The sequence below is a fragment of the Planktotalea sp. genome (genome assembly GCF_039984035.1).
Taxonomy (GTDB): Bacteria; Pseudomonadota; Alphaproteobacteria; order Rhodobacterales; family Rhodobacteraceae; genus Planktotalea.
Map to the genome: position 1 here is coordinate 1 of NZ_JBDWVM010000196.1, position 23816 is coordinate 23816.

Below are 23816 nucleotides of genomic sequence, written 5' to 3' on the forward strand. Positions count from 1 at the left end.
CGTGTTGCGGCGTCGATTTGCATGGTCCCGCCGCTGCTTTCCTTTTGCGGTGGACGCAGGAGTGGCAGCTTCCCTTTTTGCGTGATTTCGAGGTATTCGATCAGCGCGCTCATGGCCGAAACTTCAGGTCGGCCAAATTCGCCAAAGGCATCAAGAGATGCGATTTCAAAGATATCACAGACACGCTTTGCGCCATGGGTGCTGTCAAACGCACTGGGCGAGAGCGGTGAGATAGATGCGCCAGATTCAGATACTAAATTGATGATTTCGGCACTTTCTGTATCCGAAACGATGACTTCACTGGGTGCAAGCCGCGCCAATTCCGGTGAAAGACGTACCGCGCTAAGTGGCATCACGTGAAACGCGCCTGTGGACATATCTGCCCAAGCCATCGCGCCGTCACCGCGCACATTTGCATAAGCGGCGAGGTAGTTGTGGCGACGTGCGTCGAGCAGGCTTTCTTCGGTCAAAGTGCCGGGTGTAACGAGCCGTATAACCTCGCGGCGAACAACGGATTTGTAACCGCGTTTCTTGGCCTCTGCCGGGCTTTCCATTTGCTCGCAAACAGCGACGCGAAAGCCTTTGCGGATCAGGGTCAAAAGGTATCCTTCAGCCGCATGATGGGGCACGCCGCACATGGGAATTTCAGTGCCTTCGTGCTTTCCGCGTTTCGTCAACGCAATGTCGAGGGCTTCGGATGCGGCAACAGCGTCATCGAAAAACAGCTCGTAAAAATCGCCCATGCGATAGAACAAAAGAGCGTCTGGATAGCCCTCTTTGATCTCTAGAAATTGCGCCATCATTGGTGTGACGGTGGGTTTGGTAGCAGCCATGAAAGTCCCCTGATCTTGGCGCGCAGACTAGCTGGGAGAGGGCAGGGACGAAAGGCAAAAACCGACGGGGAGTTGAGCGATCAGAAAGCATGCGATACACGGCCTTAATGGGAGAAGGACCGTACTATAATGGCAAAGCAAAAGATCACCGATGAAGACGCGCTCGCGTTCCACCTAGAGCCGACACCGGGCAAGTTTGAGATCACCGCAACGGTGCCGATGACGACCCAGCGTGACCTGTCTTTGGCCTATTCACCAGGCGTTGCTGTTCCATGTGAAGCAATCGCTGAAAACCCAGAACTCGCCTATGACTATACCAACAAGGGCAATTTGGTCGCGGTTATCTCTAACGGTACAGCGGTTCTTGGCTTGGGTAATCTCGGTGCACTTGGCTCTAAGCCGGTGATGGAAGGGAAGGCGGTTCTCTTCAAACGCTTTGCCGATGTGAACTCCATCGATATTGAGCTTGATACAGAAGATCCCGATAAGTTTTGCGAAGCGGTTCGTCTGATGGGGCCAACGTTTGGCGGTATTAACCTTGAAGATATCAAAGCGCCTGAGTGTTTCATCATTGAGCAGCGGCTCAAAGAAGAGATGGATATCCCGGTTTTCCACGATGACCAGCACGGGACTGCGGTTATCTGTGCGGCGGGTTTGATCAACGCGCTGCATTTGTCCGGCAAGAAGATCGAAGACGTTAAGATCGTTTTGAACGGCGCTGGCGCAGCTGGGATTGCTTGCCTAGAGCTGTTGAAATCGATGGGTGCCAAGCATGATAATTGCATCATGTGCGACACAAAGGGCGTGATTTACCAAGGTCGAACCGAAGGTATGAACCAGTGGAAATCGGCGCATGCGGCGAACACTGAATTGCGCACGCTTGAGGACGCAATGAAGGGCTGTGATGTCTTCCTTGGTGTTTCCGCGAAGGGCGCTGTGACCCAAGACATGGTGATCAGCATGGCGGATAATCCGGTCATTTTCGCCATGGCGAACCCGGATCCAGAAATCACGCCAGAAGATGCACATGAAGTGCGTCCTGACGCGATCGTTGCCACGGGGCGAAGCGATTATCCGAACCAAGTGAACAACGTTTTGGGCTTCCCTTACTTGTTCCGCGGCGCTCTGGATATTCACGCCCGTGCGATCAACGACGAAATGAAGATCGCTTGTGCCCATGCTTTGGCGCAATTGGCGCGTGAAGATGTGCCGGATGAAGTGGCGCTCGCCTACGGCAAGAACCTGACCTTTGGCCGTGATTACATCATCCCAACGCCATTCGATCCCCGTCTCATCCACCGTATTCCTCCAGCTGTTGCGAAGGCTGGGATGGATACTGGCGTGGCGCGTCGTCCGATCATTGACATGGATGGCTACGAGCTGTCGTTGAAGTCCCGCATGGACCCAACTGCGAGCATTTTGCGCGGCATCAACGCCCGAGCGCGTTCTGCGCAGGCGCGGATGATCTTTGCCGAGGGCGACGATCCGCGCGTCTTGCGTGCAGCGGTCATGTATCAACGTGGTGGATTGGGCAAAGCGCTGGTTGTGGGTCGTCAGAACGACGTGAAGGAAAAGCTGGAAGCAGCGGGTATGGGCGATGCCTATCGCGAGCTCGAAATCGTTAACGCCGCGAATACGCAGTATTTGGATACGTACAAAGATTACCTTTATGAGCGCTTGCAGCGTAAGGGCTTTGATCGCTCCGATGTTCACCGTCTCGCGACGCGTGATCGCCACGTCTTTTCCTCTCTTATGCTGGCCCATGGTCATGGGGACGGTTTGGTCACGGGTGCAACACGCAAGTCTGCGCATGTTCTCGAACTGGTGAACCATGTTTTTGACGCGGATGCGGAACATGGCGCTGTTGGTGTGACGGCGATTTTGCACAAGGGGCGTATTGTTCTTGTGGCGGATACGCTGGTCCACGAATGGCCAGATGAGGAAGATTTGGCGAATATCGCAGAGCGCGCCGCTGGCGTTGCGCGTCATCTTGGCCTTGAGCCGCGCGTTGCCTTTGTCAGTTTCTCGACCTTCGGTTATCCGGTCTCTGAACGCGCTGAAAAGATGCATCTTGCCCCTCGCGTGCTAGAAAAGCGCGGCGTTGATTTTGAGTTTGAAGGCGAGATGACCGTTGATGTTGCTCTGAATGCTAAATCAGCAGAGCAGTACCCGTTCTCCCGTCTTAACGGCCCTGCGAACATTCTCGTTGTTCCAGCGCGTCACTCTGCGAGCATTTCTGTCAAATTGATGCAAGAGCTTGCCGATGCGACCGTCATTGGCCCGATCCTCAGCGGCGTAGACAAATCCATCCAGATTTGTTCGACTGTGGCGACTGCGAATGACATTCTGAACATGGCGGTTCTGGCGTCCTGTAAGGTCGACTAATCGCGCCAAGGGGCACGTATGACTGTTTTCAATCTGGGTTCGATCAACGCCGATCATGTCTACAACGTTCCGCACCTCCCTGGTGCGGGCGAAACACTGGCGGCGCTTTCCATGCAAACTGGTCTTGGCGGCAAAGGTGCCAACATGTCCGTTGCCGTAGCGCGCGCAGGTAGCCATGTGGCGCATATCGGCGCGGTTGGTGGTGACGGTCTTTGGGCGCGGGATCGCCTGATGGAATATGGCGTCGATACACGCCATATAGCGCAGTCGAGCGCGCCGACGGGCCATGCGATCATCAATGTCGATCAGGCAGGTGAAAACGCGATCACGCTTCTGGCCGGTGCAAACTTTGATATCGAAGAGCCCGCTATTGATCAGGCCCTTTCGATTGGCAAGGCAGGCGATATCTTCGTCACTCAAAACGAAACCAACGCGCAGGAATTTGCGGTCAAACTAGGCTCTAAATTGGGTTTTCGGGTCTGCTATGCGGCTGCTCCCTTTGATGCGAGTGCTGTTAAAGCCGTTCTTCCGTATCTCGATTTCCTCATTCTGAACGAGGTGGAAGCGCAGCAGTTAGAGGCCGCGCTGGACCAATCCATCGAGCAGCTAGATGTGGCTGACATTGTCATCACGCTGGGCGGTAAAGGTGCGCGTTGGATCAGCAAAGCAGATGGCGTTGATCAGCACTTCGATGCGCTGAAAGTTACGCCGATCGATACGACGGGCGCTGGTGATACGTTCACTGGCTATGTGCTCTCTGCGTTGGATCGCGGGCTATCCATGGGGCAGGCGATTTCCCTTGCGACGCGCGCTGCGGCGTTGATGGTGACGCGCTTTGGTACTGCTGACGTTATTCCGGACCTCAAAGAGGTCGAGGAATTCGCTGGTCTTTAATGGCTGACAAAGGGGGCGTTTTTCCCCCAAAGCTGCTGCACCCGCGCATCCCGACCGCACCCCTTGCGATAGCGTTTGTAGGCGTCGGATTGTTTGATCGTACCAAACCGGGTCACGACTAGGTTTGACCCTTTATAGTAGTCTTGATGATGGCTCTGCGCTTTACTGAAGGTTTTCGCACGGATAACACGGGTGACGATGTCGCGGCCAAGCGCGCTTTGTGCTTCATGCTTTGCGGCAACTGCTTCTTTGCTTTGTGCGTCGTCTTGGACAAAAATTGCAGTCCGATAGGTTTCGCCGCGATCACAAAATTGACCGCCAGCGTCAGTTGGATCGATGGAGCGGAAATAGAGGTGATATAGCTGAGCGCGCGTCACTAAATTAGGATCGAATTTGATCTGCACAGCTTCATATCGCCCAGACCGTTTGTTTGTGTCTTTGGTATAAGTCGCATCCAAAAGCGTGCCACTTGCATAACCGGAAATAACATCGATCACGCCTGTCACGCGTTCAAAGTCGCTTTCCACGCACCAAAAACATCCACCTGCGACGATGATGGTTTCAGTTTCTGCCGCATGCGCGGGCTTACCTTGCACCGTGAATCCCGCAACGATGAGAAGGGCGAGAAGTCCGGCTTTGAGCGTGTGGAATCGTGACATTTGTTACTCCTTTGAGAGAAGGTTGCGTCACGATTTAAGTGCAATCAATCATAGAGGCGTGATGTCACGCGTTGGTGAATGAAGTTTACCGAGTTCAAAGAGAAACGGCGCCACCCTTTGCAAGGTAGCGCCGTCTAATATTAATCAAAGTGGTCGACTTACTTTACGCGGCGATCTCGCGCTGCAAGGAGCTTGAGACGAAGTGCGTTCAACTGAATGAAGCCCGCTGCGTCTTTCTGATCATATGCACCTGCATCGTCCTCGAAGGTGACGTGCGCTTCTGAATAGAGGCTGTGATCTGACCAACGACCAACTGTTGTTGCGGAACCTTTGTAGAGCTTGAGACGCACAGTACCTGTCACATTCTCTTGGCTCTTATCGATGGCCGCTTGCAACATTTCACGCTCTGGGCTGAACCAGAAACCGTTATAAATCAGCTCAGCATAGCGTGGCATCAAGCTGTCCTTGAGGTGGCCAGCGCCGCTGTCGAGTGTGATTTGCTCGATGCCGCGGTGTGCCTCAAGCAAGACAGTGCCGCCCGGCGTTTCGTAGATACCGCGTGACTTCATGCCGACGAAACGGTTCTCAACGAAATCCAAACGACCGATGCCGTGCTTGCCGCCTAGCTCGTTCAGCTTGGTCAGGATTGTTGCTGGGCTCATCGCTTCACCATTGATGGAAACAGCATCGCCGCGCTCGAAACCAATTTCGATGAACTCAGGATCGTTTGGCGCTTCTTCAGGGCTGACGGTGCGCTGATAAACATAGTCTGGCGCTTCGACAGCTGGGTCTTCCAGAACTTTACCCTCGGAAGATGTGTGCAGCAGGTTCGCATCGACACTGAACGGCGCTTCGCCGCGTTTGTCTTTTGCGATTGGGATCTGGTGCTCTTCCGCGAAGCCGAGCAATTTGGTCCGGCTGCTCAGGTCCCACTCACGCCAAGGCGCGATAACCTTAATGTCTGGGTTGAGCGCGTAGGCGGCCAATTCGAAACGAACCTGATCGTTGCCTTTGCCTGTCGCGCCGTGCGCGATGGCATCTGCGCCGGTTTCTTCCGCGATCTCAATCAAGCGTTTGGAAATCAGCGGGCGCGCGATAGATGTGCCGAGCAAGTAAAGCCCCTCGTACAGCGCGTTGGCGCGGAACATCGGGAAGACGAAGTCGCGCACAAATTCTTCGCGAACGTCTTCGATGTAGATGTCTTTGACACCCATCAATTCGGCTTTGGCACGAGCTGGTTCCAGCTCTTCGCCTTGACCCAAATCGGCGGTGAATGTCACCACCTCACAGCCATACTCAGTCTCAAGCCATTTCAAAATGATCGAGGTGTCGAGGCCGCCGGAATAGGCCAGAACGACTTTCTTTGGCGCAGTCATCGCGGTTTCCTTTCAGGAGAATTTGTGCGCGCGATATCGTTTTTTGCAGCCTTGGGCAAGGTCAGGTGGGGCGTTATGTGCTTGAAAGCGCGCCTGCGCTGCGTCAGACACAGAAAATGACCAGTTTTCAAGATAGGGCGATCCTTGCGGAGCACGCCATTCGTTCGGTGCTGCCGCCTACGCCGCTGCAACGCAATGTCCATTTGTCCGAAACATTTGGTGCCGACATTTGGCTGAAACGCGAAGATCTATCGCCTGTGCGCTCGTATAAATTGCGCGGCGCTTTCAATGCGATGCGCAAGGTTTTGGCGAGCGACCCTGACAAAGGGCATTTCGTCTGCGCCAGCGCCGGCAATCACGCGCAGGGCGTCGCCTATATGAGCAAGCATTTCAAAGTGAAAGGCACGATTTTCATGCCCGTCACAACGCCTCAACAAAAAATCGACAAGACCCGCATTTTTGGCGGAGAGCATATCGAGATTAAGCTGGTAGGCGATTATTTCGACGATACGCTGCGCGCGGCGCAGGGATATTGCGAAGAGGTGGCTGGGTATTTTCTGTCGCCCTTTGATGATGAGGATGTGATTGAGGGTCAAGCAACCGTCGCCGTTGAAATTGAAGCCCAACTTGGCGGCATGCCGGACCGCATCATCCTCCCCGTTGGTGGCGGTGGGTTATCTGCGGGTGTGCGCAGTTACGTTGAAGATCGTTGTAAATTGAACTTTGTTGAACCGATGGGCGGCGCTTGTTTGCATGCAGCGTTGAAGGCAGGAACACCTGTTAACCTTGATCACGTTGACACCTTTGCGGATGGCGCTGCCGTTGGCAAAATAGGGGCACGCACTTTCGAGCGATTAAAGGGTGTGTCGATATCCGATACGATTCAAATCAGCGAAGATCGGGTCTGCATCACAATGCTAGAGATGTTGAACATCGAGGGCGTTGTTTTAGAGCCTGCTGGTGCGCTTGCGCTGGATGCGTTGAAAGATGTGCGCGAGCAAATTTCAGGTCAAAAAATTGTTTGCATCGCTTCTGGTGGAAACTTTGATTTTGAGCGACTTCCTGAGGTCAAAGAGCGCGCGCAGCGATACGCCGGTTTGAAGAAATACTTCGTGCTGCGCATGCCGCAACGACCCGGTGCTTTAAAGGAGTTCCTCGGTATTTTAGGGCCAGATGATGATATCAGCCGGTTTGAGTACCTAAAAAAGTCAGCTCGAAACTTCGGTTCTGTTTTGATTGGTTTGGAAACAACGTCTGCGCAAAACTTCGATGTACTCTTGGCTAAACTGGAGGCTGCTGGTTTCACCTATACCGACATCACGGATGATGAAAATCTGGCGCAATTTTTGATTTAGACTGAGAGTGGTATTGCGGCTTAAGCCGCTCTGGTTGTGTCAAATTTAGACAGAAACTCCGACTTTGAAGTCTCATAGGTTTCAATAATGGCCTTTAGTCCTGTCACGCTCACACCAGAGTTGGCGCTTTTTTCCCCCTCGTGACAGAGCGCTGCGAGCTGATCGAAACCAAGGTTCATCGCACTTCCTTTAAGAAAGTGCATATCCTCTTCCTGCTCAGGAATTGGCTTGTCTGCGCTCAAAACATCAAGACGCTCTTCCACTTCACTGAGAAAGAGTTCGACAACCTCTTCAAAATCCTCTGCGCCTATTTCATCGCGCAGCTCACTTATGCGTGCCCAGTCAATCATGTCGCCTCCTGTGATCTGAAGTGTCTGGGACAAAGATGAAGATTTGGTTTCTCTTTTGAGTTTTCCGTTTGGATGAATTTCGAATTTTAGTTTTCACCTTTCCTTAAAACCTAGCGCTTAACGAGGGGGTCGAAAGGAACGGTATGTGAATGCAATTCAACAGATAGAGGCGAGCGAAAAGAGCGATCTGGCCCAGAAAATCAAGGTGCTCATTGTTGATGATAGCCGCCTACAGCGGAAGATTCTTTCAGCGTCATTAACGCGTATGGGGTACGAGGTGCGCGAAGCCGAATCGGGTAAGATGGCGCTTGATGTTTCTTTGGGCTGGCCGCCTGATATGGTCCTGAGTGATTGGATGATGCCAGAAATGAATGGCCTTGAATTCTGTCATGCGTTCAAGGAAATGCCGCGTGAAGGTTATGGCTACTTTATCCTTTTGACGTCCAAAAATGGCAAAGATGACGTTGCAGAAGGATTAGAAAGTGGCGCCGATGACTTTTTGTCGAAGCCGGTCAATGGGACCGAATTGCGTGCGCGTTTGGCGGCTGGTGAGCGCATCATTCAAATGCAACGCGAACTCATTAGTCAGACCAAGGTTGTCTCTGACACGCTGGAGCAATTGCGCGCTGTTCACGATTCCCTTAATCAAGATTTGATAGAGGCGAAGAAGCTTCAACAGTCTCTGGTTCGGGAAAGATACAGGAAGTTTGAGAACGCAGACCTGTCTTTCACACTTCTATCTGCTGGGCATGTCGGGGGGGATCTGGTTGGCTATTTTCCGATCTCAGAGAAGGAAATTGGATTCTTCGCGATCGATGTTTCGGGTCATGGTATCAGCTCTGCTCTCATGACAGCGCGCCTTGCGGGTTATCTCAGCTCGCCATCACCAGAGCAGAACATTGCGCTGAAGTATTGTGAAAACGGATCGGTTTGCGCCCGTCCTCCTGCCGATGTCGTTGCTGATTTAAATCGCATTGTGCTCGAGGAAATGGAAACGGACCACTATTTTACGGTCATTCTCGCGTTGGCGAATATGGAAACTGGCCTAACAACCATGTGCCAAGCGGGCCACCCCCATCCGCTTGTTAGACGAAAAGACGGAACCATTGAGCAAGATGGCACTGGCGGTCTACCTGTTGGACTGTTTGACGGTGTGGAATTTGAAGAGTTTCAGGTTCAACTAGAGCCAGGTGATCAACTGCTCTTGTCGTCAGATGGGATTACAGAATGTCCAGATCGAAATGATGTCATGCTTGGTGAAGAAGGGTTTGAACGCCTTATGAAAGAACTGGCAGGCGTATCGGGACCTCAGCTATTGGAAGCATTGGTGTGGAAGTTGACCGAGTTTGCGGATGATGCAGGTTTTCCTGACGATGTGTCAGCTGCACTTTATGAATACCGACCTCAATAATAGGTTCGCAATACAGACCGCAAAAAATGCTGAGCGCCTGGATTGGGGACAAGATCTAATGCCTCATCAAATGTGCACCATTTGCTGTGATGCCCTGTTTCGGTAGGTTCGCCCATCCGCATTGCGGGTCTGGCGAGGTAGATGTGGCAAAGTTTTTCGGCCCAAAACCCGTATTCAGGCATGTGGGTGAATTCTCTGAAAGCACCCAAACGTAAGGGCGTAGAGATACCCCAACCGGTTTCTTCGAGGATTTCGCGCCTAAGCGCTGGGATGATGTGTTCACCGGCGTCGATACCACCTCCAGGAATTTGGTACTCGGGCTTCGGCTCTTCCTGAAACGTGAGCAAAACTTGATTGTCGCGGACGAGAACCGCATAGGCACCCGGGCGTAGCCGATGATTATTTTTTGCCTTTGGAGGGGTTCCGAAACGTTTGATCATGAGCTTACCCTTGGACCTGCGCTTGCCGCGACTATATAGGCGCGGTATGCCAAGAGCCTGCGCATAAGGAAAGCCTATGTCACTCGGACAAAAACTCGCATGGGACGATTCAGTCCTACCCTTCCAATTGGATGCTTCAGACATCCGTGGCCGCGTTGCGCGGCTCGACGGAGTCTTGGAAGGTATTCTCAAGCAACATAACTACCCGCCTGTTGTTGAGGCGCTGGTTGCCGAGATGGCATTGCTGACGGCGTTGATTGGTCAAACAATTGATTTGCGTTGGAAATTATCCCTTCAGGTGCAATCAAAAGGCGCAGTGCGCATGATTGCAACGGACTATTATGGCCCGACAGAGGCGGGAGAGCCTGCGCGCATCCGTGCATATGCGACCTATGATGCGGATCGGTTAACAGACGAAAAACCGTTTGATCAGATTGGTGAAGGCTATTTCGCGATATTGATCGATCAGGGTCAGGACATGACGCCGTACCAAGGCATCACGCCGATCGCGGGTGGATCGCTTCGCGCCTGCGCAGAAGCTTATTTCGCGCAATCAGAGCAAATCCCAACGCGATTTGAGTTGAGCTTTGGCGTTTCTACTGAAGAGAGTGAACCACATTGGCGTGCAGGCGGCGTGATGTTGCAACACATGCCTAAGGCTTCTCCATCCGTAGCGACGGAAGCGACGGGCGATGCTGGTTTGCTGTCTGCGGCGGATGTTGCGGGAGATGGCGACGATGGTGAAAACTGGTCACGTGCGAATATTCTGCTGGATACAGTTGAAGAACTCGAATTGATCGGTCCAAGCGTCACGCCGGACACTTTGCTTTTGCGCTTGTTTAGCGAAGAAGCGCCGCGAGTTTATGGCGCGCAGCCAGTGCGTTTTGGCTGCACCTGTTCCGAAGATCGCGTGCGTCAAAGCCTGTCGATCTATTCCGCGCAAGATATTGCAACGATGACGACGCCAGAGGGCCGCGTTACCGCAGATTGTCAATTTTGCGGTTCACATTATGATCTGGACCCGGCGACCGTTGGGTTCGAGGCAAATGCCTGAGGCCATCGATCATATTCGCAAACAACTGACGAAGGACCATGCGCCTTCGTCAGATTTTGATCTTAATCCTGAAATTTCTTTACCTGAAGGGCGCAAATTGCGCGCTGCGGCAGTGCTTGTTCCCCTGATCAAAGAAAAAGGCGCATGGCACGTGATTTTGACGATGCGTTCCAGCGCTCTCAAACATCATCCGGGACAAATTGCATTTCCGGGCGGCAAACAAGATGACAGTGATGCGGACTTGTTTCAAACGGCGCTGCGCGAAGCTGATGAAGAGGTCGGCCTACCGCCAGAAAATGTGGAAATTATCGGTCAATTGCCGACCCATGAAACGGTGACAGGGTTTACCGTGACTCCGATCGTTGGCGTTCTGAAGGGACCATTTCAAGTAAATCCCGAAGCGGGTGAAGTCGCGGAAGTGTTCCAAGTGCCCTTGTCGTTTTTGACTGATCCAACACGCTTTCAAATCCAATCGCGGCGGTGGCGTGGGAAGCGGCGATATTACTATACGATACCTTTCGGCCCTTATTATATCTGGGGCGCAACGGCGCGGATGCTCAGAACATTTGCTGAGCTGTTGGAGCCAAAATGATCGTTTCTGGCGCTTGGATAGATGAGCCAGCGACCCAACGCGTTTGCGCCGCGCTTACCCAAAACGGGTATCAAGCATTGTTCGTTGGGGGCTGTGTGCGCAACGCGTTGTTAGCAACTGCAGTTTCGGACATCGATATCGCCACGGATGCCCATCCTGAAGAAACGATCCGATGCGCCGAGAAGGCAGGATTGCAGGCTATTCCGACAGGCATTGATCACGGCACGATTACCGTGGTGTCTGATGGCATCGCGCATGAAATTACGACCTTTCGCAGCGATGTTGAAACCGATGGTCGTCATGCAGAGGTTCGGTTTTCCAAGAGCGTTGAAGAAGACGCAGCGCGTCGTGATTTCACGATGAACGCGATTTATGCGCGTCCAGATGGGAGCGTCCTTGATCCATTGAATGGCCTGCCTGATTTAGAGGCGCGCCATGTTCGGTTCATCGGAGATGCGCAAGAGCGTATTCGCGAGGATTATCTACGCTCTTTGCGGTTCTTTCGGTTTACCGCTTGGTACGGCGATCCAGCGCTTGGGATTGATAGGGAAGGGTTGGCAGCCGTTGCTGAAAATTTGGAGGGGCTTGAGGGACTGTCGCGCGAACGCGTAGGCGCCGAATTGAAGAAACTTCTCGGCGCACATGATCCGTCTATCGCTGTTGCGTCAATGCGTAGCGCCGGTGTTCTTGGCGCAGTTTTGGAGGGCGCGGATGATCGTTATCTTGCCCCGCTTGTTCACCATGAGACCTCCCTCGGTCGCGCGCCGAATGCTATTCGTAGACTAGCAATCTTGGCCGAGCCGAATGATGAAGATACGTTGCGCCTCAGCAAGGTGGAGCGCAAACAGTGGGCCATTTTACGTGACGAACTTGGCACTATGAAGTCCGCGGCGCATCTTGGGTATCTATACGGCGCTGACATAGCGATTGATGTGCTTATGTTGCGGGCGTCCCTGTTCGAGCAACCTGTCGCATTGGATACAGTTTCAGAGTCTAACAAGGGAGATTCAGCCAAGTTTCCAATCAAGGCTGCAGACCTACCGGACCTATCGGGCCGCGCGCTGGGCGAAAAATTGAAGCAGTTAGAAGCGGATTGGATCACGTCTGATTTCTCCCTCTCGCGCGAAGAATTGCTCGGGTGATCCTCTTCTCCGACCCATTGTATCTGTTCGTTTTCTTCGGTCTTTTTTCGCCTGGTCCAAACGTCATTCTTCTCACAGCGTCGGGTGCGCGCTTTGGCTTTCGGCGGACGTTTCCGCATCTTTTGGGTGTTGCGCTGGGCGTTGGGGTTATTGCTGGGCTCACCGGTTTTGGGTTGGGCACGCTTCTGTTGGCGTATCCAAGCCTGACGCTTTTGTTAAAGATTCTCGCAGCGCTTTGGATTTTGTGGATGGCATGGGGGCTTTGGAATGCAAAACCCAAGGGCGCTGATAGCGCCGGCGCGCCCATGACCTTTATGCAAGCGGTCTTGTTCCAATGGATCAATCCAAAGATTTGGGCGGTCGCGCTCACAGCGATCTCTGCTTATCCAGCGGGACTTGATCCCTTGGGGGAGGCGCTGCGCTTGGGAACAGCATTCTCTGGTATTAACTTTTTCGTATGCATGTTCTGGACGTCTGCGGGTGCTTTGCTGACGTTTCTTTTGGCGACACCACTGGCATGGCGCGTTTTCATGCGCGTTATGGCCTTGGCCTTGGCTGGTTTTTCGCTCATGGTTTTCGTCTAGCAACTTAAATACGAAAGTTGACCGCGATGCTGGGTTTCTTTGAACGCCTTGTTGATCCCTATGTGGAATACGCTGACACCGACACGCCGCCGACCAAGCTGTGGCCCTTTATGATGGCCTATGCGCAGCCGTTTAAGCGGCTGTTTATCATTACGGCGATTATGTCCGTAGTGGTTGCTGCGGTTGAAATATGGCTCATTTCCTACATGGGTCGCGTCGTTGATATCCTGCAAGGGGATCCCGCATTGGTGTGGCAAACCTATGGAACTGAGTTTCTTATTGTCGCGCTCTTTATCCTGATTGTCCGCCCCGTTCTGCAGGGCATTGATGTGGCGTTGCTCAACAATGCGATTTTGCCGAATTTTGGTGGGCTTATTCGCTGGCGCGCGCATAAGCACGTGTTGCGTCAATCGGTGGGCTGGTTTGAAAACGATTTTGCGGGCCGCATTGCGAACCGGATCATGCAGACACCGCGATCTGCGGGTGAGGCGGTCTTTCAGATTTTCGACGCACTGACGTTTTCGCTGGCCTATGTGATTGGCGCTGCCTTTTTGCTCGCTAATGCCGATGCGCGTTTGGCGGTGCCTTTGATCATGTGGTTGGCGCTGTATTTTCTGCTGGTCGCTTGGACAATCAAACGGGTTGGACCAGCGTCCGAAGCTGCGTCCGATGCGCGATCCACGGTTACGGGCCGTGTGGTGGACGCCTATACGAATATCCACTCGGTAAAGATGTTCAGCCATGGGCCGCAAGAACTGGAATACGCGAAAGAAGCGATCGAAAACACGCGTCGGTCGCTGCAAGTCGAGATGCGCATTTTCACAAAGATGGATGTAATGCTTGTCATTTTGAACGGGCTTTTGGTCGTCAGCGTTGTGGGTGGGTCTATCTGGCTTTGGTCGCAAGAACTGGCGTCGGTTGGTGCTGTTGCTGCTGCGACAACCTTGGTTCTGCGTTTGAATTCTATGACCGCCTGGATCATGTTTGCGCTGACGAGTTTCTTCCGTGAGCTTGGAGTTGTGAAAGAGGGCATGCAGACGATTGCGCAGCCAATTGCCTTGGTAGATGACGGCGGCGCGAAGGCACTTGAATTTCGCGAAGGACGGATCAATGTTGATGCCTTGTCCCATCACTATGGGCGCGAAACAGGCGGTTTAGACACTGTTTCTTTGACAATTGAACCGGGACAAAAGGTTGGTTTGATTGGTCGTTCTGGTGCGGGCAAGAGCACTTTGGTCAAATTGTTGCTTCGGTTCTACGACGCAGATGCGGGGCGCATTTTGATCGATGATCAGGATATTGCGAAAGTGACCCAAGACAGTTTGCGTGTGCAGATTGGTATGGTGCAGCAAGACAGCGCGCTGTTGCACCGCTCCGTGCGCGACAACATTCTGTATGGCCGCCCTGAGGCGAGTGAGGAAGAGATGATTGCCGCTGCGAAGAAGGCAGAAGCGCATGAATTTATTCTTGGTCTCGCGGATTCAAAGGGGCGCACGGGCTATGATGCGCAGGTGGGCGAACGCGGTGTGAAATTGTCGGGCGGTCAGCGGCAACGGATCACCCTTGCGCGCGTCATTTTAAAAGACGCGCCGATCCTTTTGCTCGATGAAGCGACAAGCGCGCTGGATAGCGAAGTGGAAGCAGCGATCCAAGAGACGCTTTATGGAATGATGGAGGGAAAAAGCGTGATCGCAATTGCGCATCGCCTGTCCACGATTGCACGGATGGATCGCATTTTGGTCTTGGACCAAGGAAAAATTGTCGAAGATGGCAGTCATGACGCGCTTTTGGCGCAGGGCGGACTATATGCAGATTTCTGGGCGCGCCAGTCGGGCGGCTTCCTGAATGCCGAGGATGTATGAGACAGATCGAAAATTGGATTGAACCCTTTCGCGCTGCGGATGGATCGCCGCCACGTAGTTTGTGGGCATTTGTGCGTTGGTGCTTGTTTGGATCGTGGCCGATCTTGATCTTGGCGGCGGCGCTGTCTGCTGGCGCGGGCGCCATGGAGGCGGGCACGGCCTATATCCTAGGCCTTGTGATTGACGCGGTCGTTGGCACGGGGGCGGAAAATTTCCTAACAACATCAAACGTGGTCATGATGTCGCTTGCTGTGGCTTTCTTTGTGATCGCGCGCCCTGTGATGTTTGCGCTGTCGTCTGGCGCGAACCATGTCGTAGTGATGCCCAATGTCGCAACGTTAGTGCAATCGCGTTTGCATCGTTGGTCGCTAGGGCAATCGGTTACCTTCTTTGACGATGATTTCGCTGGCCGCATCGCGCAAAAGCAAATGCAAACAGCGCGGGCGGTCACGGATGTTGTATCTGAAACGATCAACGTCGTTGCCTTCGCACTGGCGTCTTTGGTGGGCAGCTTCGCGCTGCTTGGGGCGATTGATTGGCGTGTTGCGGCGCTTTTTGTGCTTTGGTTGATCGGGTATTTCGCGTTGATCGGTTGGTTTCTGCCGCGCATTCGAGCGCGTGCTGCTACCCGTGCAGGCGCCCGTGCGATGGTGTCGGGGCAGTTGGTCGATACGATAACGAACATTAAGACTGTGAAACTCTTCGCTCATGATGCGCATGAGGACGAAGTCGCACTGCAAGCGATGGGCAAGTTTCGGGATCAATCATTGCACTATGGCTGGCTCGCGGCTGCGTTCCGGCTGTGCCTGATGATCATCGCTGGGGTTTTACCGGTGATCTTGATGGGTGCGTCGATTTATTTCTGGCAAAAGGGTCAGGCGACGCCGGGTGATATTGTGGCGGCTGGTGCTGTGTCTATCCGCATTTCGCAAATGACGGGTTGGGTGTCGTTTACCTTGATGGCGATTTATTCGAACGTGGGTGAGATCGAGGACGGTATGCGCACGCTCACCAATCCTGTGCGCGTTGAAGACGCCTTCGATGCGCGCGATCTGGAAGTGAAACAGGGCGCGATCCATTTCGAAAACGTCGACTTCCAATACGGCGGTGCTGTTGGCGGTGTGCGTGGCCTCGATCTGCAGATCGAGGCAGGTGAAAAGGTTGGCATCGTCGGTGCTTCTGGTGCGGGTAAATCGACCTTGGTTTCTCTGCTCCTTAGACTCTATGAAGCGGAATCGGGTCGTATCTTGATTGATGGACAGCCGTTGGAGAGCGTCACACAGACCTCTCTACGACGTGCAATTGGAATGGTCACGCAGGAGACAGCGATGTTCAACCGTTCCGCGCGCGAGAACATTTTGTATGGCCGCCATTCCGCGACCGAGGCTGACATGATCCATGCGGCTGAGCAGGCAGAGGCGCACAGCTTTATCGCTGACTTGCGCGATAACAATGATCGCGAGGGATATGATGCACATCTCGGCGAACGCGGTGTGAAGCTGTCGGGTGGTCAGCGCCAACGTATCGCCCTTGCACGCGCTATTTTGAAAGATGCGCCGATCCTTGTGTTGGACGAAGCGACCAGTGCGCTGGATAGTGAGGTCGAAGCCTCGATCCAAGCTGCGCTTGAGCGTGCGATGGAGGGCAAAACAGTGCTCGCGATTGCGCACCGCCTTTCGACATTAGCGGAAATGGATCGCATTATCGTGCTGGAAGCTGGACGGATTGTGGAGGATGGCACGCACGATAGCCTGTTATCGCAAGACGGGCTTTATGCGCGGTATTGGAACCGTCAGTCGGGTGGGTTTATCGATGTGCGTTCTGGTGAGGAACCTGTATAGAGCGGCCATGGAAGACTATTTGATTGAACGTTTGGGGCATCAGGGCGACGGGATCGCAGCTGGGCCGATTTTTGTACCACGGACCTTGCCGGGGGAACGTGTGCAAGGCGTGCGCGATGGTGATCGACTGACGGATGTAAAAATCGTCGAGCCGTCCGATCTGCGCGTTGCAGCCATATGCAGACACTACAAAGGCTGTGGTGGCTGTCAGCTGCAGCACGCGGCTGAGCCGTTTGTGACGGATTACAAACAGCAGATCGTTCAAAGCGCGCTTGAGGCGCATGGGATCGAAACCGAGTTTCGTGCGATGGCGACGTCGCCCGCGCAAAGCCGACGTCGTGCGACATTTGCCGTGCGGCGTACGAAGAAGGGCGCGCTCTGGGGCTTTCATGCGCGCGGCTCTGACACGGTTGTTACGACGCCTGATTGCCAACTGGTTGTTCCTGAGATTTTAGACATAAACCCGTTGATGGATGATCTGGCCAAGATCGGCGGATCGCGCAAAGGCGAGATGTCGGTCAATGTCACGCTGTCTGAGGTTGGGCTAGATGTGCTCGTTAAGGGCGGCAAGCCGCTGGACCGCGAATTGACGCTCGCGCTCTCGGGGATTGTGGAAAAGCATGGTCTGGCGCGTTTGACGTGGGATGATGAAGTCATCGGTATGCGCAATCCACCGCATCAGGTGTTTGGCGCGGCCAAGGTTACGCCGCCGCCCGGCGCATTTTTACAAGCGACCCAGCACGGGCAAGACGTGTTGACTCAAGCGGTGATGGACGCTGTTGAGGGCGCGCGCGGTGTTGATCTGTTTGCGGGTTGCGGCACCTTTACGCTGCCTTTGGCGAAGCGGTCGGAAATGCTGGGCGTTGAGGGTGAGAAAAGCATGATTACTGCGCTCGATGCGGGTTGGCGCAAGGCGACTGACTTGAAAAAAGTGGTTTCCGTTGCGCGCGACCTTTTCCGTCGTCCCTTGATGCCGGATGAGCTGAAGCAATTCGATTTTGCGGTGCTTGATCCGCCCCGCGCTGGCGCAGATGCACAGGTGGCTAAGTTGGCGAAAAGCGAATTGAAGCAGATCGCTTATGTGTCCTGTAATCCTGTGACCTTTGCGCGTGATGCAAAAACGCTCATTGAGGCAGGTTTTGCACTGGAATGGGTGCAGGTTGTGGATCAATTCCGCTGGTCCTCGCATGTAGAGCTTGCCGCGAAGTTCGTGCGCTCCCATATGTAGCGCGACTGGCAGCTTCCTAGGGAATAAGATGCAGCAGAAACTGGATGAATGGCTCGATCAGCCTATGGTCGGAAACTTTATTATTGGCGTCATTCTGGTGAATGCTGTGGTGCTCGGGCTTGAGACGTCATCAAGTGTTATGGCCAAGATGGGCGGTCTGATTTCGCTCCTTGATAAAGCCTGCCTTGCGATTTTCGTGGCTGAAATTGCGGCCAAGTTGGTAGCGCGTGGCGCTCGGTTCTTCCGAGATGGGTGGAACCTGTTTGATTTCGTGATTGTTGGTATTGCCTTGGTGCCTGCAGCTGATGCGTTTTCTGTTTTGCGTGCGCTTCGTATCTTGCGCGTGCTGCGGGTTGTGTCCGCCGCGCCGCGTCTGCGCCGCGTTGTGGAAGGGTTCATCACAGCGCTTCCCGGTATGGGCAGCGTGTTTCTGTTGATGTCGATTATTTTCTACATTGGCGCTGTCATTGCGACGAAGATTTTTGGTGATGCCTTTCCTGAGTGGTTCGGATCGCTTGGGCAGTCGGGCTATACGCTTTTCCAGATTATGACTTTGGAAAGCTGGTCCATGGGTGTCGTGCGACCCGTGATGGAGGTCTATCCTTATGCATGGGCGTTCTTTGTGCCCTTTATTCTGGTAACGACTTTTGCGGTTGTGAACCTTCTGGTTGGTCTGATTGTGAACTCTATGCAGGACGCGCATCAGGAAGAAGATGTTGAACGCACCGATGCCTATCGGGATGACGTGGTTGCGCGACTTGAGGCGATTGAGGTGCTTTTGAAGAAGATTGTGGATTCAAAAGAACGTTAGATGCTCCGAAACCCTTTGGAGCGCTGGGCGAAACCGTTTAAGTAGTAAGCAGGTATTCCGCCCTATTTTAGGTAGTGAATTTATGAATAGACGTTTTTTGATTTTATCGACGACAGCGGCATTGATGCTGTCGGCCTGTTCCAGCAAATTTAAGAGCTATAATGGACCGCAGGTGACCCGTGTGATTGTCTTCAAAGGGCAGCGCAAAATGCATTTAATGCATAAAGGGAAAGCGCTTCGGAGTTATGACATTGATCTGGGCTTTGCCCCGTATGAACATAAGTTTGAAGAAGGCGACGGGCGCACGCCAGAGGGCGAGTACATCATTGATCGCCGCAATCCCAATTCTAGCTTTCATCTGTCGCTTGGGATCGATTACCCGAACGCTCAGGATATTGCGAAAGCCAGAGCTGCGGGCGTAAGTCCAGGTGGTGACATCTTTATTCACGGGCGCCCTGACAGATATGCCAAGGCTGGTCCTGATTGGACCGCTGGATGTATTGCCGTGAGCAATAAGGAAATGGAACGGATCTATGCCATGGTTAAGAATGGCACGCCGATCTCTATTTATCCGTAGTTGGGGTCTGAGCCTTAGTTCGACGCAAGGTTGATGGTGTTGCTGATCGGTGCACCTGTCACCAGAGTCCACCAAATCTTGCCGTTGGATTCTTGGAAGTAAGAGAAGCCCATGTGGGTTGCTGTTTTATCAAGAATAACGTCGCGGGTTGGCTGATCTTGCATCCACGCGCCTAGCGTTTCCAGCTCGGTCTCGTAGGTTTCAGAGATGTTTTCGCCTTTGAGTTGGCCAAAATAGCCGACGCGGCGCACGCGATCGATTGGGGATGATCCGTCAGATCCAAAGTGCCAAGGGCGGTTTTGGACAGACATATCACGGGAATGTGTTGCCGCTGCTGCGTTGAGTTTTGCATCAAGTTGCAAAGGTGCAGCGCCAGACGCTTGACGGAGCGAGTTTACTGAATCCAACATACGGAATTGGATTTTAGGGCCTTCGTTGGCGCCAATACGATAAACTTTCGGCAGTGGTTTGCCATCAGGTGCGAGCGTGCTTTGTTGTGAACCACCACATGCAGAAAGGGCGAGTGCCGCTGAAAAAAGTAGAAAACTAATACGCTTCATAGTGTGTGCCTCATCTGCTTTGAAATAGCACTAACGCCCAATGCGTTGCGATTCAAACCCACAATCGGTGTAGAATCGCATTATCACGCCGGTTTGAATTGCGAGTGAGGCTTTCGCGCCATAATAAGGGCCGAAAAGCCATCTGTCTGGATTGGAGAATTTGATGAGTAGTGAATTGAAGAAAGTACTTAATCGACGCAGCTTTATTAGCGCTGCAGGTGCGGCTGCGCTTGCTGCTCCTGCGTTTGCACAGCAGGCGGCTTTGCCGAGCAATGGTTCGGTTGAAATTGAAGAAGACATCAGCCAAGCGGTGCGCCGGAACATTTCCAGCTTTCGCACGCTAGATTGGCGTCCATATTTTTCTGATCTGAAAAACGGCGCTGTGCTTGTCGATATTTCCAGTCGCGCGCTGCACTACTGGTCCGAAGATGGCGGAACATATCGTTTGTACCCCTCTTCGGTGCCTTTGACGCCTGAGCTTACGAAAAAGGGTCGTACGAAAGTCACCCGTAAGGTTGTTGGCCCGACATGGCGTCCAACACCGTCTATGAAAAAGCGTAATCCTGAATGGCCAGATGTTGTTGAGCCAGGTCCGGATAACCCGTTGGGAACACACGCATTGTATCTGAGCTGGACCTATTATCGAATCCACGGCACGCATGATACGCGTAAAATTGGACGTCGCTCGTCGAATGGATGCATTGGCTTGTACAATGAACACATCGCGCAACTGTTTGATTTGACGAAGGTCGGTACGCAAGTGTTGCTTATTTGACGACATATAGGCGATCTTAAGTTATGACGCCAAAAGATGGGTTTGCATTCTGACGAAATAACTGTTTAGAACAAACCACGAGGTTTAAGTCTTGGGTGCTTGTTGTCTGTTCAATGGCAATGAGCGAATTCTAGAGGATATTACTATGAAAAAAATCGCACTCGCTGCTGCACTGTCCGTCGCTGCTTCTACAGCATTCGCCGGCAACATCTCTGCTCCAATCATTGAAGCGCCAATCATCGTTGAAGAAGCAAAAGCTGGTTCTTCTTCTTCCGGCATCCTGGTTCCACTGCTGATTCTTGCAGTTGTAGCAGCAGCAGCAGCTTCCTAAGCTCACGCTTAGAACTAATTGCTTAAGAGGGCGGTTCCGCAAGGATCCGCCCTTTTTCTATTTGAAATTAATAAATATTTGTCAAATGGCTCATTTCCTGCTTCATTTAGAAAGAGGGCTCCGTGGGTAACGGCTTACTGCAGGTCGATGCGGAGTGACCATTAATCTAATTAGGAAAAGACCATGAAGAAAATCGTACTCGCTGCCGCGCTGTCCATCACTGCATCCACTGCATTCGCTGGTAACCTTGCTGAGCCAATCATTGAGCCAATTATCATTGAAGATGAGGCGAAGGCCGGTTCTTCCTCTTCTGGTATTCTTGTTCCACTGCTGATCCTTGCCGTTGTAGCGGCTGCAGCAGCGTCCTAAGCTCAAGCTTAGAACTGTTTTGAAAGGCGATGCTTCGGCGTCGCCTTTTTTGTGTTTTGTTGTTGGAGGGGGTCTATTCAGGCGGTAGGCCCGAAGCCGAGAATGAGCTGGCGTAACCCTACTGCCGCGCCGATCATGATGCAGGCTAGTGTTAAGGGTGCGCTGAATGCGAGGGTTGAAAAGGCAGATAGGCCTTGCCCAACGCTGCACCCAACGGACACAACCGCGCCAACGCCCATAAGGCAAGCGCCGAGGATCTGCCGACGTAGCTCACGCGGGTCATCGCAAGCTTCCCAGCGGAAGTGGCCCTTGTAGAGGCTGCCTACCGCAGCTCCGATGAGTACACCACCGACCGAGCCTGCACCGAAGCTGATGACATTGCCGGACGAGGTCATCAGGTAAAGCATGGTCTCCCCAATCGGAGCTGAAAACGTGTGACTGATCACAGGTGTTGCGTCGAAGCCGTTGCTCGCGACCCACTGCGTACCTGCCCAGCCTGACACGATGGCAAGGCCCGCGACTGCGCCCCAGAGCGTATAGGACGGCGATGTGCGCATCCCGCGATGTGACAGGGTTAGCGCGACGATGGCCAAGCCTATCGTGGTGCCAATCGTTTCCACGCTGAAGCCGCTTAGGTCAGAAAAAGCATGCGCAAAGGTTTGAACGCTCTCTGATTCAGTGGTTTCGCCAAAGACCGAAATGCGCAGATTGGACAACGGTCCACCAAGGGTGATGTAGGCCGAAAGCCCCATGATTAGCACGATCAACAAAGAGCGAAGATCACCCCCGCCAACCCGTGCCAATGCGCCGTAGCCACAGTTGCCCGCTAAGGCCATGCCGTAGCCAAAGACCAAGCCGCCAACGATACTTTCGTATGGGTTCCATCTACGCGCGAGATAGAGCGAGTCCGGCAATTCAAGCGCACCCATCGCGGAGAGGCCAAAGGTACCGATGATCGCGACGCCAATTGCGATGCCCCACATGCGTAGGCGCAGGGTGTTTTCGCCGTAATAGAGGTCTTCAATAGCGCCTAACGTGCAGAAGCGCCCGATACGGGCGGCAAGGCCAAGCAAGATGCCGCCAAACAGGCCGACCAGCGAAACGAGGACAGGTTCTGAAAAAAGCTCAAGCATCGGAGGCTTTCAACCGATGGCACGTCGTGTGGGAAATGCTGCGTGTCACTCTTCGCGACAAAAGAGATCGTAGACGACTTCCATGATTTGTTTGGCACGGTCATCTGCGAGACTATAGTAGATGGCTTTCCCGTCGCGACGGGGGTTAACCAGCCCCTCGAGGCGCAAGCGTGAAAGTTGCTGTGACACGGCGGCCTGACGCGCGGAAAGGAGGTCTTCGAGCTCGGTCACTGATTTTTCGCCAGAGGCGAGGTGACAGAGGATCATAAGGCGACCCTCATGGCCGATCGCTTTCAAAAAGTTCGAAGCTTTCATGGCATTCGCGGCCATGCGATCCATATCTTCCGCGCACATGTCGGTATCAAAAACAGGAAGACCCATAGTTTTCTCAGCCTTTACAGCAGGATTGCTCGTTAATTCCATTGATGATCCTATACGTGTCTTAGCCCGATACTTCAATCTTAGTTTCATTCAGCATTCGGGCCAGTAAGCCCCAAAAGAAGCCCTCTCCCGGGTAACCTTCAATGCGAGAAACCTCTTGATTATCGACGACCAAGACAAAAGTTGGCGTGAAACTTAAAGGGCGCGCAAAGGTGATATTCGCCGGTCTTTTGTCGTGAATATCGATGCGTTTGAGCGGCGCTGCTTTGCCTTCGGATGTCTTTGGATAGATCTCAGAAATCTCTTTGTTCCAACGTGCGCACCAGAGGCATCCCTCTTCTTCGACCATAATCAACATTGGATCAGCCCCAGCTTGAACGGCTGTGGTGAGGGCAAAAAAAGCGCTGAAGATGATGTGACGCAGTGACATGAAATTTGGTCCTTGATTATTAAAATACATAATATGAATATGTGAATTGTACAAGATAGGATGCCCAATATGATGGAGATTACCTTTGTTGGTGCTGCCTTTGCTGGCCTCTTGTCTTTCCTCAGCCCGTGCATTTTGCCGATTGTCCCGTTTTATCTTAGCTATCTCGCGGGCGTTGGGATGAACCAAATCTCCGCAGAGGCAGAGATCGATGCGCGAACGCGGCGGCGCGCGGTTGTCGCCGCTTGCTTCTTTGCGGCGGGTGTTATCACGATTTTCATGGGTTTGGGCGCTGTTGCAACAACCTTCGGTCAGGCGGTGCGCGCCTATTTCGACATTATAAGATGGATCGCTGCGGCAATCATAATTGTGATGGGGCTACATTTTCTCGGGGTGCTGCGCATTGGTATTTTGTATCGACAATTGGGTACCGATGCTGGCGG

25 protein-coding genes and 1 pseudogene are annotated in these 23816 nt (G+C 53.1%); 17 read left to right on the plus strand and 9 right to left on the minus strand.

From position 1 onward, the window contains the following. A pseudogene (locus ABJQ89_RS08985) lies at window positions 1–803 on the minus strand (DNA mismatch repair protein MutS); the annotation flags it as partial. A 159-nt stretch (window positions 804–962) separates the two neighbouring features. On the opposite strand from ABJQ89_RS08985, the gene ABJQ89_RS08990 reads away from it, so the two are divergent. Next, a complete protein-coding gene (locus tag ABJQ89_RS08990; RefSeq protein WP_348495913.1) occupies window positions 963–3218 on the plus strand; it encodes an NADP-dependent malic enzyme in 2256 nt (751 codons plus the stop codon). Window positions 3219–3236: 18 nt separating this feature from the next. Then, window positions 3237–4112, plus strand: coding sequence for a ribokinase (locus tag ABJQ89_RS08995; protein WP_348495914.1), 876 nt, complete (start codon window positions 3237–3239; stop codon window positions 4110–4112). Here the strand turns inward: ABJQ89_RS08995 and msrA are convergent. Together msrA and ABJQ89_RS09005 are read right to left on the minus strand one after the other, a co-directional pair. Beyond that, entirely contained in the window at window positions 4109–4771 is a 663-nt protein-coding gene (gene msrA / locus ABJQ89_RS09000; RefSeq protein ID WP_348495915.1) for a peptide-methionine (S)-S-oxide reductase MsrA, read from the minus strand. The two genes, ABJQ89_RS08995 and msrA, sit on opposite strands and share 4 nt — an antisense overlap. Before the next feature lie 158 nt (window positions 4772–4929). Further along, window positions 4930–6147 carry an argininosuccinate synthase gene (locus ABJQ89_RS09005; protein WP_348495916.1) on the minus strand — a complete coding sequence of 406 codons (1218 nt, stop codon included), beginning with the start codon at window positions 6145–6147 and terminating at the stop codon, window positions 4930–4932. A gap of 116 nt (window positions 6148–6263) precedes the next feature. Between ABJQ89_RS09005 and ilvA the strand changes: the two genes are divergently transcribed. Beyond that, window positions 6264–7502 carry a threonine ammonia-lyase IlvA gene (gene ilvA, locus ABJQ89_RS09010; RefSeq protein ID WP_348495917.1) on the plus strand — a complete coding sequence of 413 codons (1239 nt, stop codon included), beginning with the start codon at window positions 6264–6266 and terminating at the stop codon, window positions 7500–7502. A gap of 20 nt (window positions 7503–7522) precedes the next feature. Here the strand turns inward: ilvA and ABJQ89_RS09015 are convergent, their stop codons facing one another. After that, a complete protein-coding gene (locus ABJQ89_RS09015) occupies window positions 7523–7852 on the minus strand; it encodes an Hpt domain-containing protein (protein ID WP_348495918.1) in 330 nt (109 codons plus the stop codon). A gap of 145 nt (window positions 7853–7997) precedes the next feature. On the opposite strand from ABJQ89_RS09015, the gene ABJQ89_RS09020 reads away from it, so the two are divergent. Continuing rightward, entirely contained in the window at window positions 7998–9263 is a 1266-nt protein-coding gene (locus ABJQ89_RS09020) for a SpoIIE family protein phosphatase (protein WP_348495919.1), read from the plus strand. On the opposite strand, the gene ABJQ89_RS09025 is transcribed toward ABJQ89_RS09020, so the two are convergent. After that, a complete protein-coding gene (locus tag ABJQ89_RS09025; protein ID WP_348495920.1) occupies window positions 9257–9703 on the minus strand; it encodes an NUDIX hydrolase in 447 nt (148 codons plus the stop codon). The genes ABJQ89_RS09020 and ABJQ89_RS09025 overlap by 7 nt on opposite strands. 76 nt (window positions 9704–9779) lie before the next feature. Here ABJQ89_RS09025 and ABJQ89_RS09030 point away from each other — a divergent pair, with 76 nt between their 5' ends. The 9 genes from ABJQ89_RS09030 to ABJQ89_RS09070 all read left to right on the plus strand — a co-directional run bounded on the left by ABJQ89_RS09030 (window position 9780) and on the right by ABJQ89_RS09070 (window position 19394). Next, the gene (locus ABJQ89_RS09030) at window positions 9780–10757 is read left to right on the plus strand and encodes an Hsp33 family molecular chaperone HslO (protein ID WP_348495921.1); all 978 of its coding nucleotides are present in this window, start codon (window positions 9780–9782) and stop codon (window positions 10755–10757) included. Then, window positions 10750–11349, plus strand: a complete 600-nt coding sequence (locus ABJQ89_RS09035; protein ID WP_348495922.1) for a CoA pyrophosphatase — start codon at window positions 10750–10752, stop codon at window positions 11347–11349. The genes ABJQ89_RS09030 and ABJQ89_RS09035 overlap by 8 nt, the downstream gene beginning before the upstream one ends. Continuing rightward, on the plus strand, window positions 11346–12491 hold the full coding sequence (locus ABJQ89_RS09040) for a CCA tRNA nucleotidyltransferase (RefSeq protein WP_348495923.1): 1146 nt from the start codon (window positions 11346–11348) through the stop codon (window positions 12489–12491). Before ABJQ89_RS09035 ends, ABJQ89_RS09040 begins: the two co-directional genes overlap by 4 nt. Continuing rightward, window positions 12488–13075, plus strand: coding sequence for a LysE family translocator (locus ABJQ89_RS09045; protein ID WP_348495924.1), 588 nt, complete (start codon window positions 12488–12490; stop codon window positions 13073–13075). The genes ABJQ89_RS09040 and ABJQ89_RS09045 overlap by 4 nt, the downstream gene beginning before the upstream one ends. A 26-nt stretch (window positions 13076–13101) precedes the next feature. Continuing rightward, entirely contained in the window at window positions 13102–14937 is a 1836-nt protein-coding gene (locus tag ABJQ89_RS09050; protein ID WP_348495925.1) for an ABC transporter ATP-binding protein, read from the plus strand. Then, window positions 14934–16778 (plus strand): ABC transporter ATP-binding protein, encoded by a 1845-nt coding sequence (locus ABJQ89_RS09055; protein ID WP_348495926.1) that lies wholly within the window; start codon window positions 14934–14936, stop codon window positions 16776–16778. Before ABJQ89_RS09050 ends, ABJQ89_RS09055 begins: the two co-directional genes overlap by 4 nt. A 7-nt stretch (window positions 16779–16785) precedes the next feature. Beyond that, window positions 16786–18006 carry a class I SAM-dependent RNA methyltransferase gene (locus ABJQ89_RS09060; protein ID WP_348495927.1) on the plus strand — a complete coding sequence of 407 codons (1221 nt, stop codon included), beginning with the start codon at window positions 16786–16788 and terminating at the stop codon, window positions 18004–18006. Window positions 18007–18034: 28 nt separating this feature from the next. Beyond that, complete coding sequence (locus ABJQ89_RS09065; RefSeq protein ID WP_348495928.1) at window positions 18035–18817, plus strand: ion transporter; 783 nt, start codon at window positions 18035–18037, stop codon at window positions 18815–18817. Window positions 18818–18899: 82 nt separating this feature from the next. Further along, window positions 18900–19394, plus strand: a complete 495-nt coding sequence (locus ABJQ89_RS09070; RefSeq protein WP_348495929.1) for a L,D-transpeptidase family protein — start codon at window positions 18900–18902, stop codon at window positions 19392–19394. Between the two features lie 14 nt (window positions 19395–19408). Here ABJQ89_RS09070 and ABJQ89_RS09075 read toward each other — a convergent pair whose 3' ends face one another. Next, window positions 19409–19954, minus strand: a complete 546-nt coding sequence (locus ABJQ89_RS09075) for a CAP domain-containing protein (protein ID WP_348495930.1) — start codon at window positions 19952–19954, stop codon at window positions 19409–19411. A 163-nt stretch (window positions 19955–20117) separates the two neighbouring features. On the opposite strand from ABJQ89_RS09075, the gene ABJQ89_RS09080 reads away from it, so the two are divergent. From ABJQ89_RS09080 to ABJQ89_RS09090, 3 genes are all read left to right on the plus strand, one after another. After that, window positions 20118–20729: a L,D-transpeptidase gene (locus ABJQ89_RS09080; RefSeq protein ID WP_348495931.1), complete on the plus strand. Its 612-nt coding sequence runs from the start codon at window positions 20118–20120 to the stop codon at window positions 20727–20729. A 145-nt stretch (window positions 20730–20874) separates the two neighbouring features. Next, window positions 20875–21060 (plus strand): hypothetical protein, encoded by a 186-nt coding sequence (locus ABJQ89_RS09085; protein ID WP_348495932.1) that lies wholly within the window; start codon window positions 20875–20877, stop codon window positions 21058–21060. Between the two features lie 183 nt (window positions 21061–21243). Then, window positions 21244–21429, plus strand: a complete 186-nt coding sequence (locus ABJQ89_RS09090) for a hypothetical protein (RefSeq protein WP_348495933.1) — start codon at window positions 21244–21246, stop codon at window positions 21427–21429. Window positions 21430–21506: 77 nt separating this feature from the next. On the opposite strand, the gene ABJQ89_RS09095 is transcribed toward ABJQ89_RS09090, so the two are convergent. From ABJQ89_RS09095 to ABJQ89_RS09105, 3 genes are all read right to left on the minus strand, one after another. Then, window positions 21507–22562 (minus strand): YeeE/YedE family protein, encoded by a 1056-nt coding sequence (locus ABJQ89_RS09095; protein ID WP_348495934.1) that lies wholly within the window; start codon window positions 22560–22562, stop codon window positions 21507–21509. A 45-nt stretch (window positions 22563–22607) separates the two neighbouring features. After that, on the minus strand, window positions 22608–22943 hold the full coding sequence (locus tag ABJQ89_RS09100) for a metalloregulator ArsR/SmtB family transcription factor (protein ID WP_348495936.1): 336 nt from the start codon (window positions 22941–22943) through the stop codon (window positions 22608–22610). Window positions 22944–23004: 61 nt separating this feature from the next. Beyond that, a complete protein-coding gene (locus ABJQ89_RS09105; RefSeq protein ID WP_348495937.1) occupies window positions 23005–23373 on the minus strand; it encodes a hypothetical protein in 369 nt (122 codons plus the stop codon). Between the two features lie 69 nt (window positions 23374–23442). Between ABJQ89_RS09105 and ABJQ89_RS09110 the strand changes: the two genes are divergently transcribed. After that, window positions 23443–23816: cytochrome c biogenesis protein CcdA (locus tag ABJQ89_RS09110; RefSeq protein ID WP_348495935.1), on the plus strand; the 374-nt coding region annotated here is incomplete at its 3' end.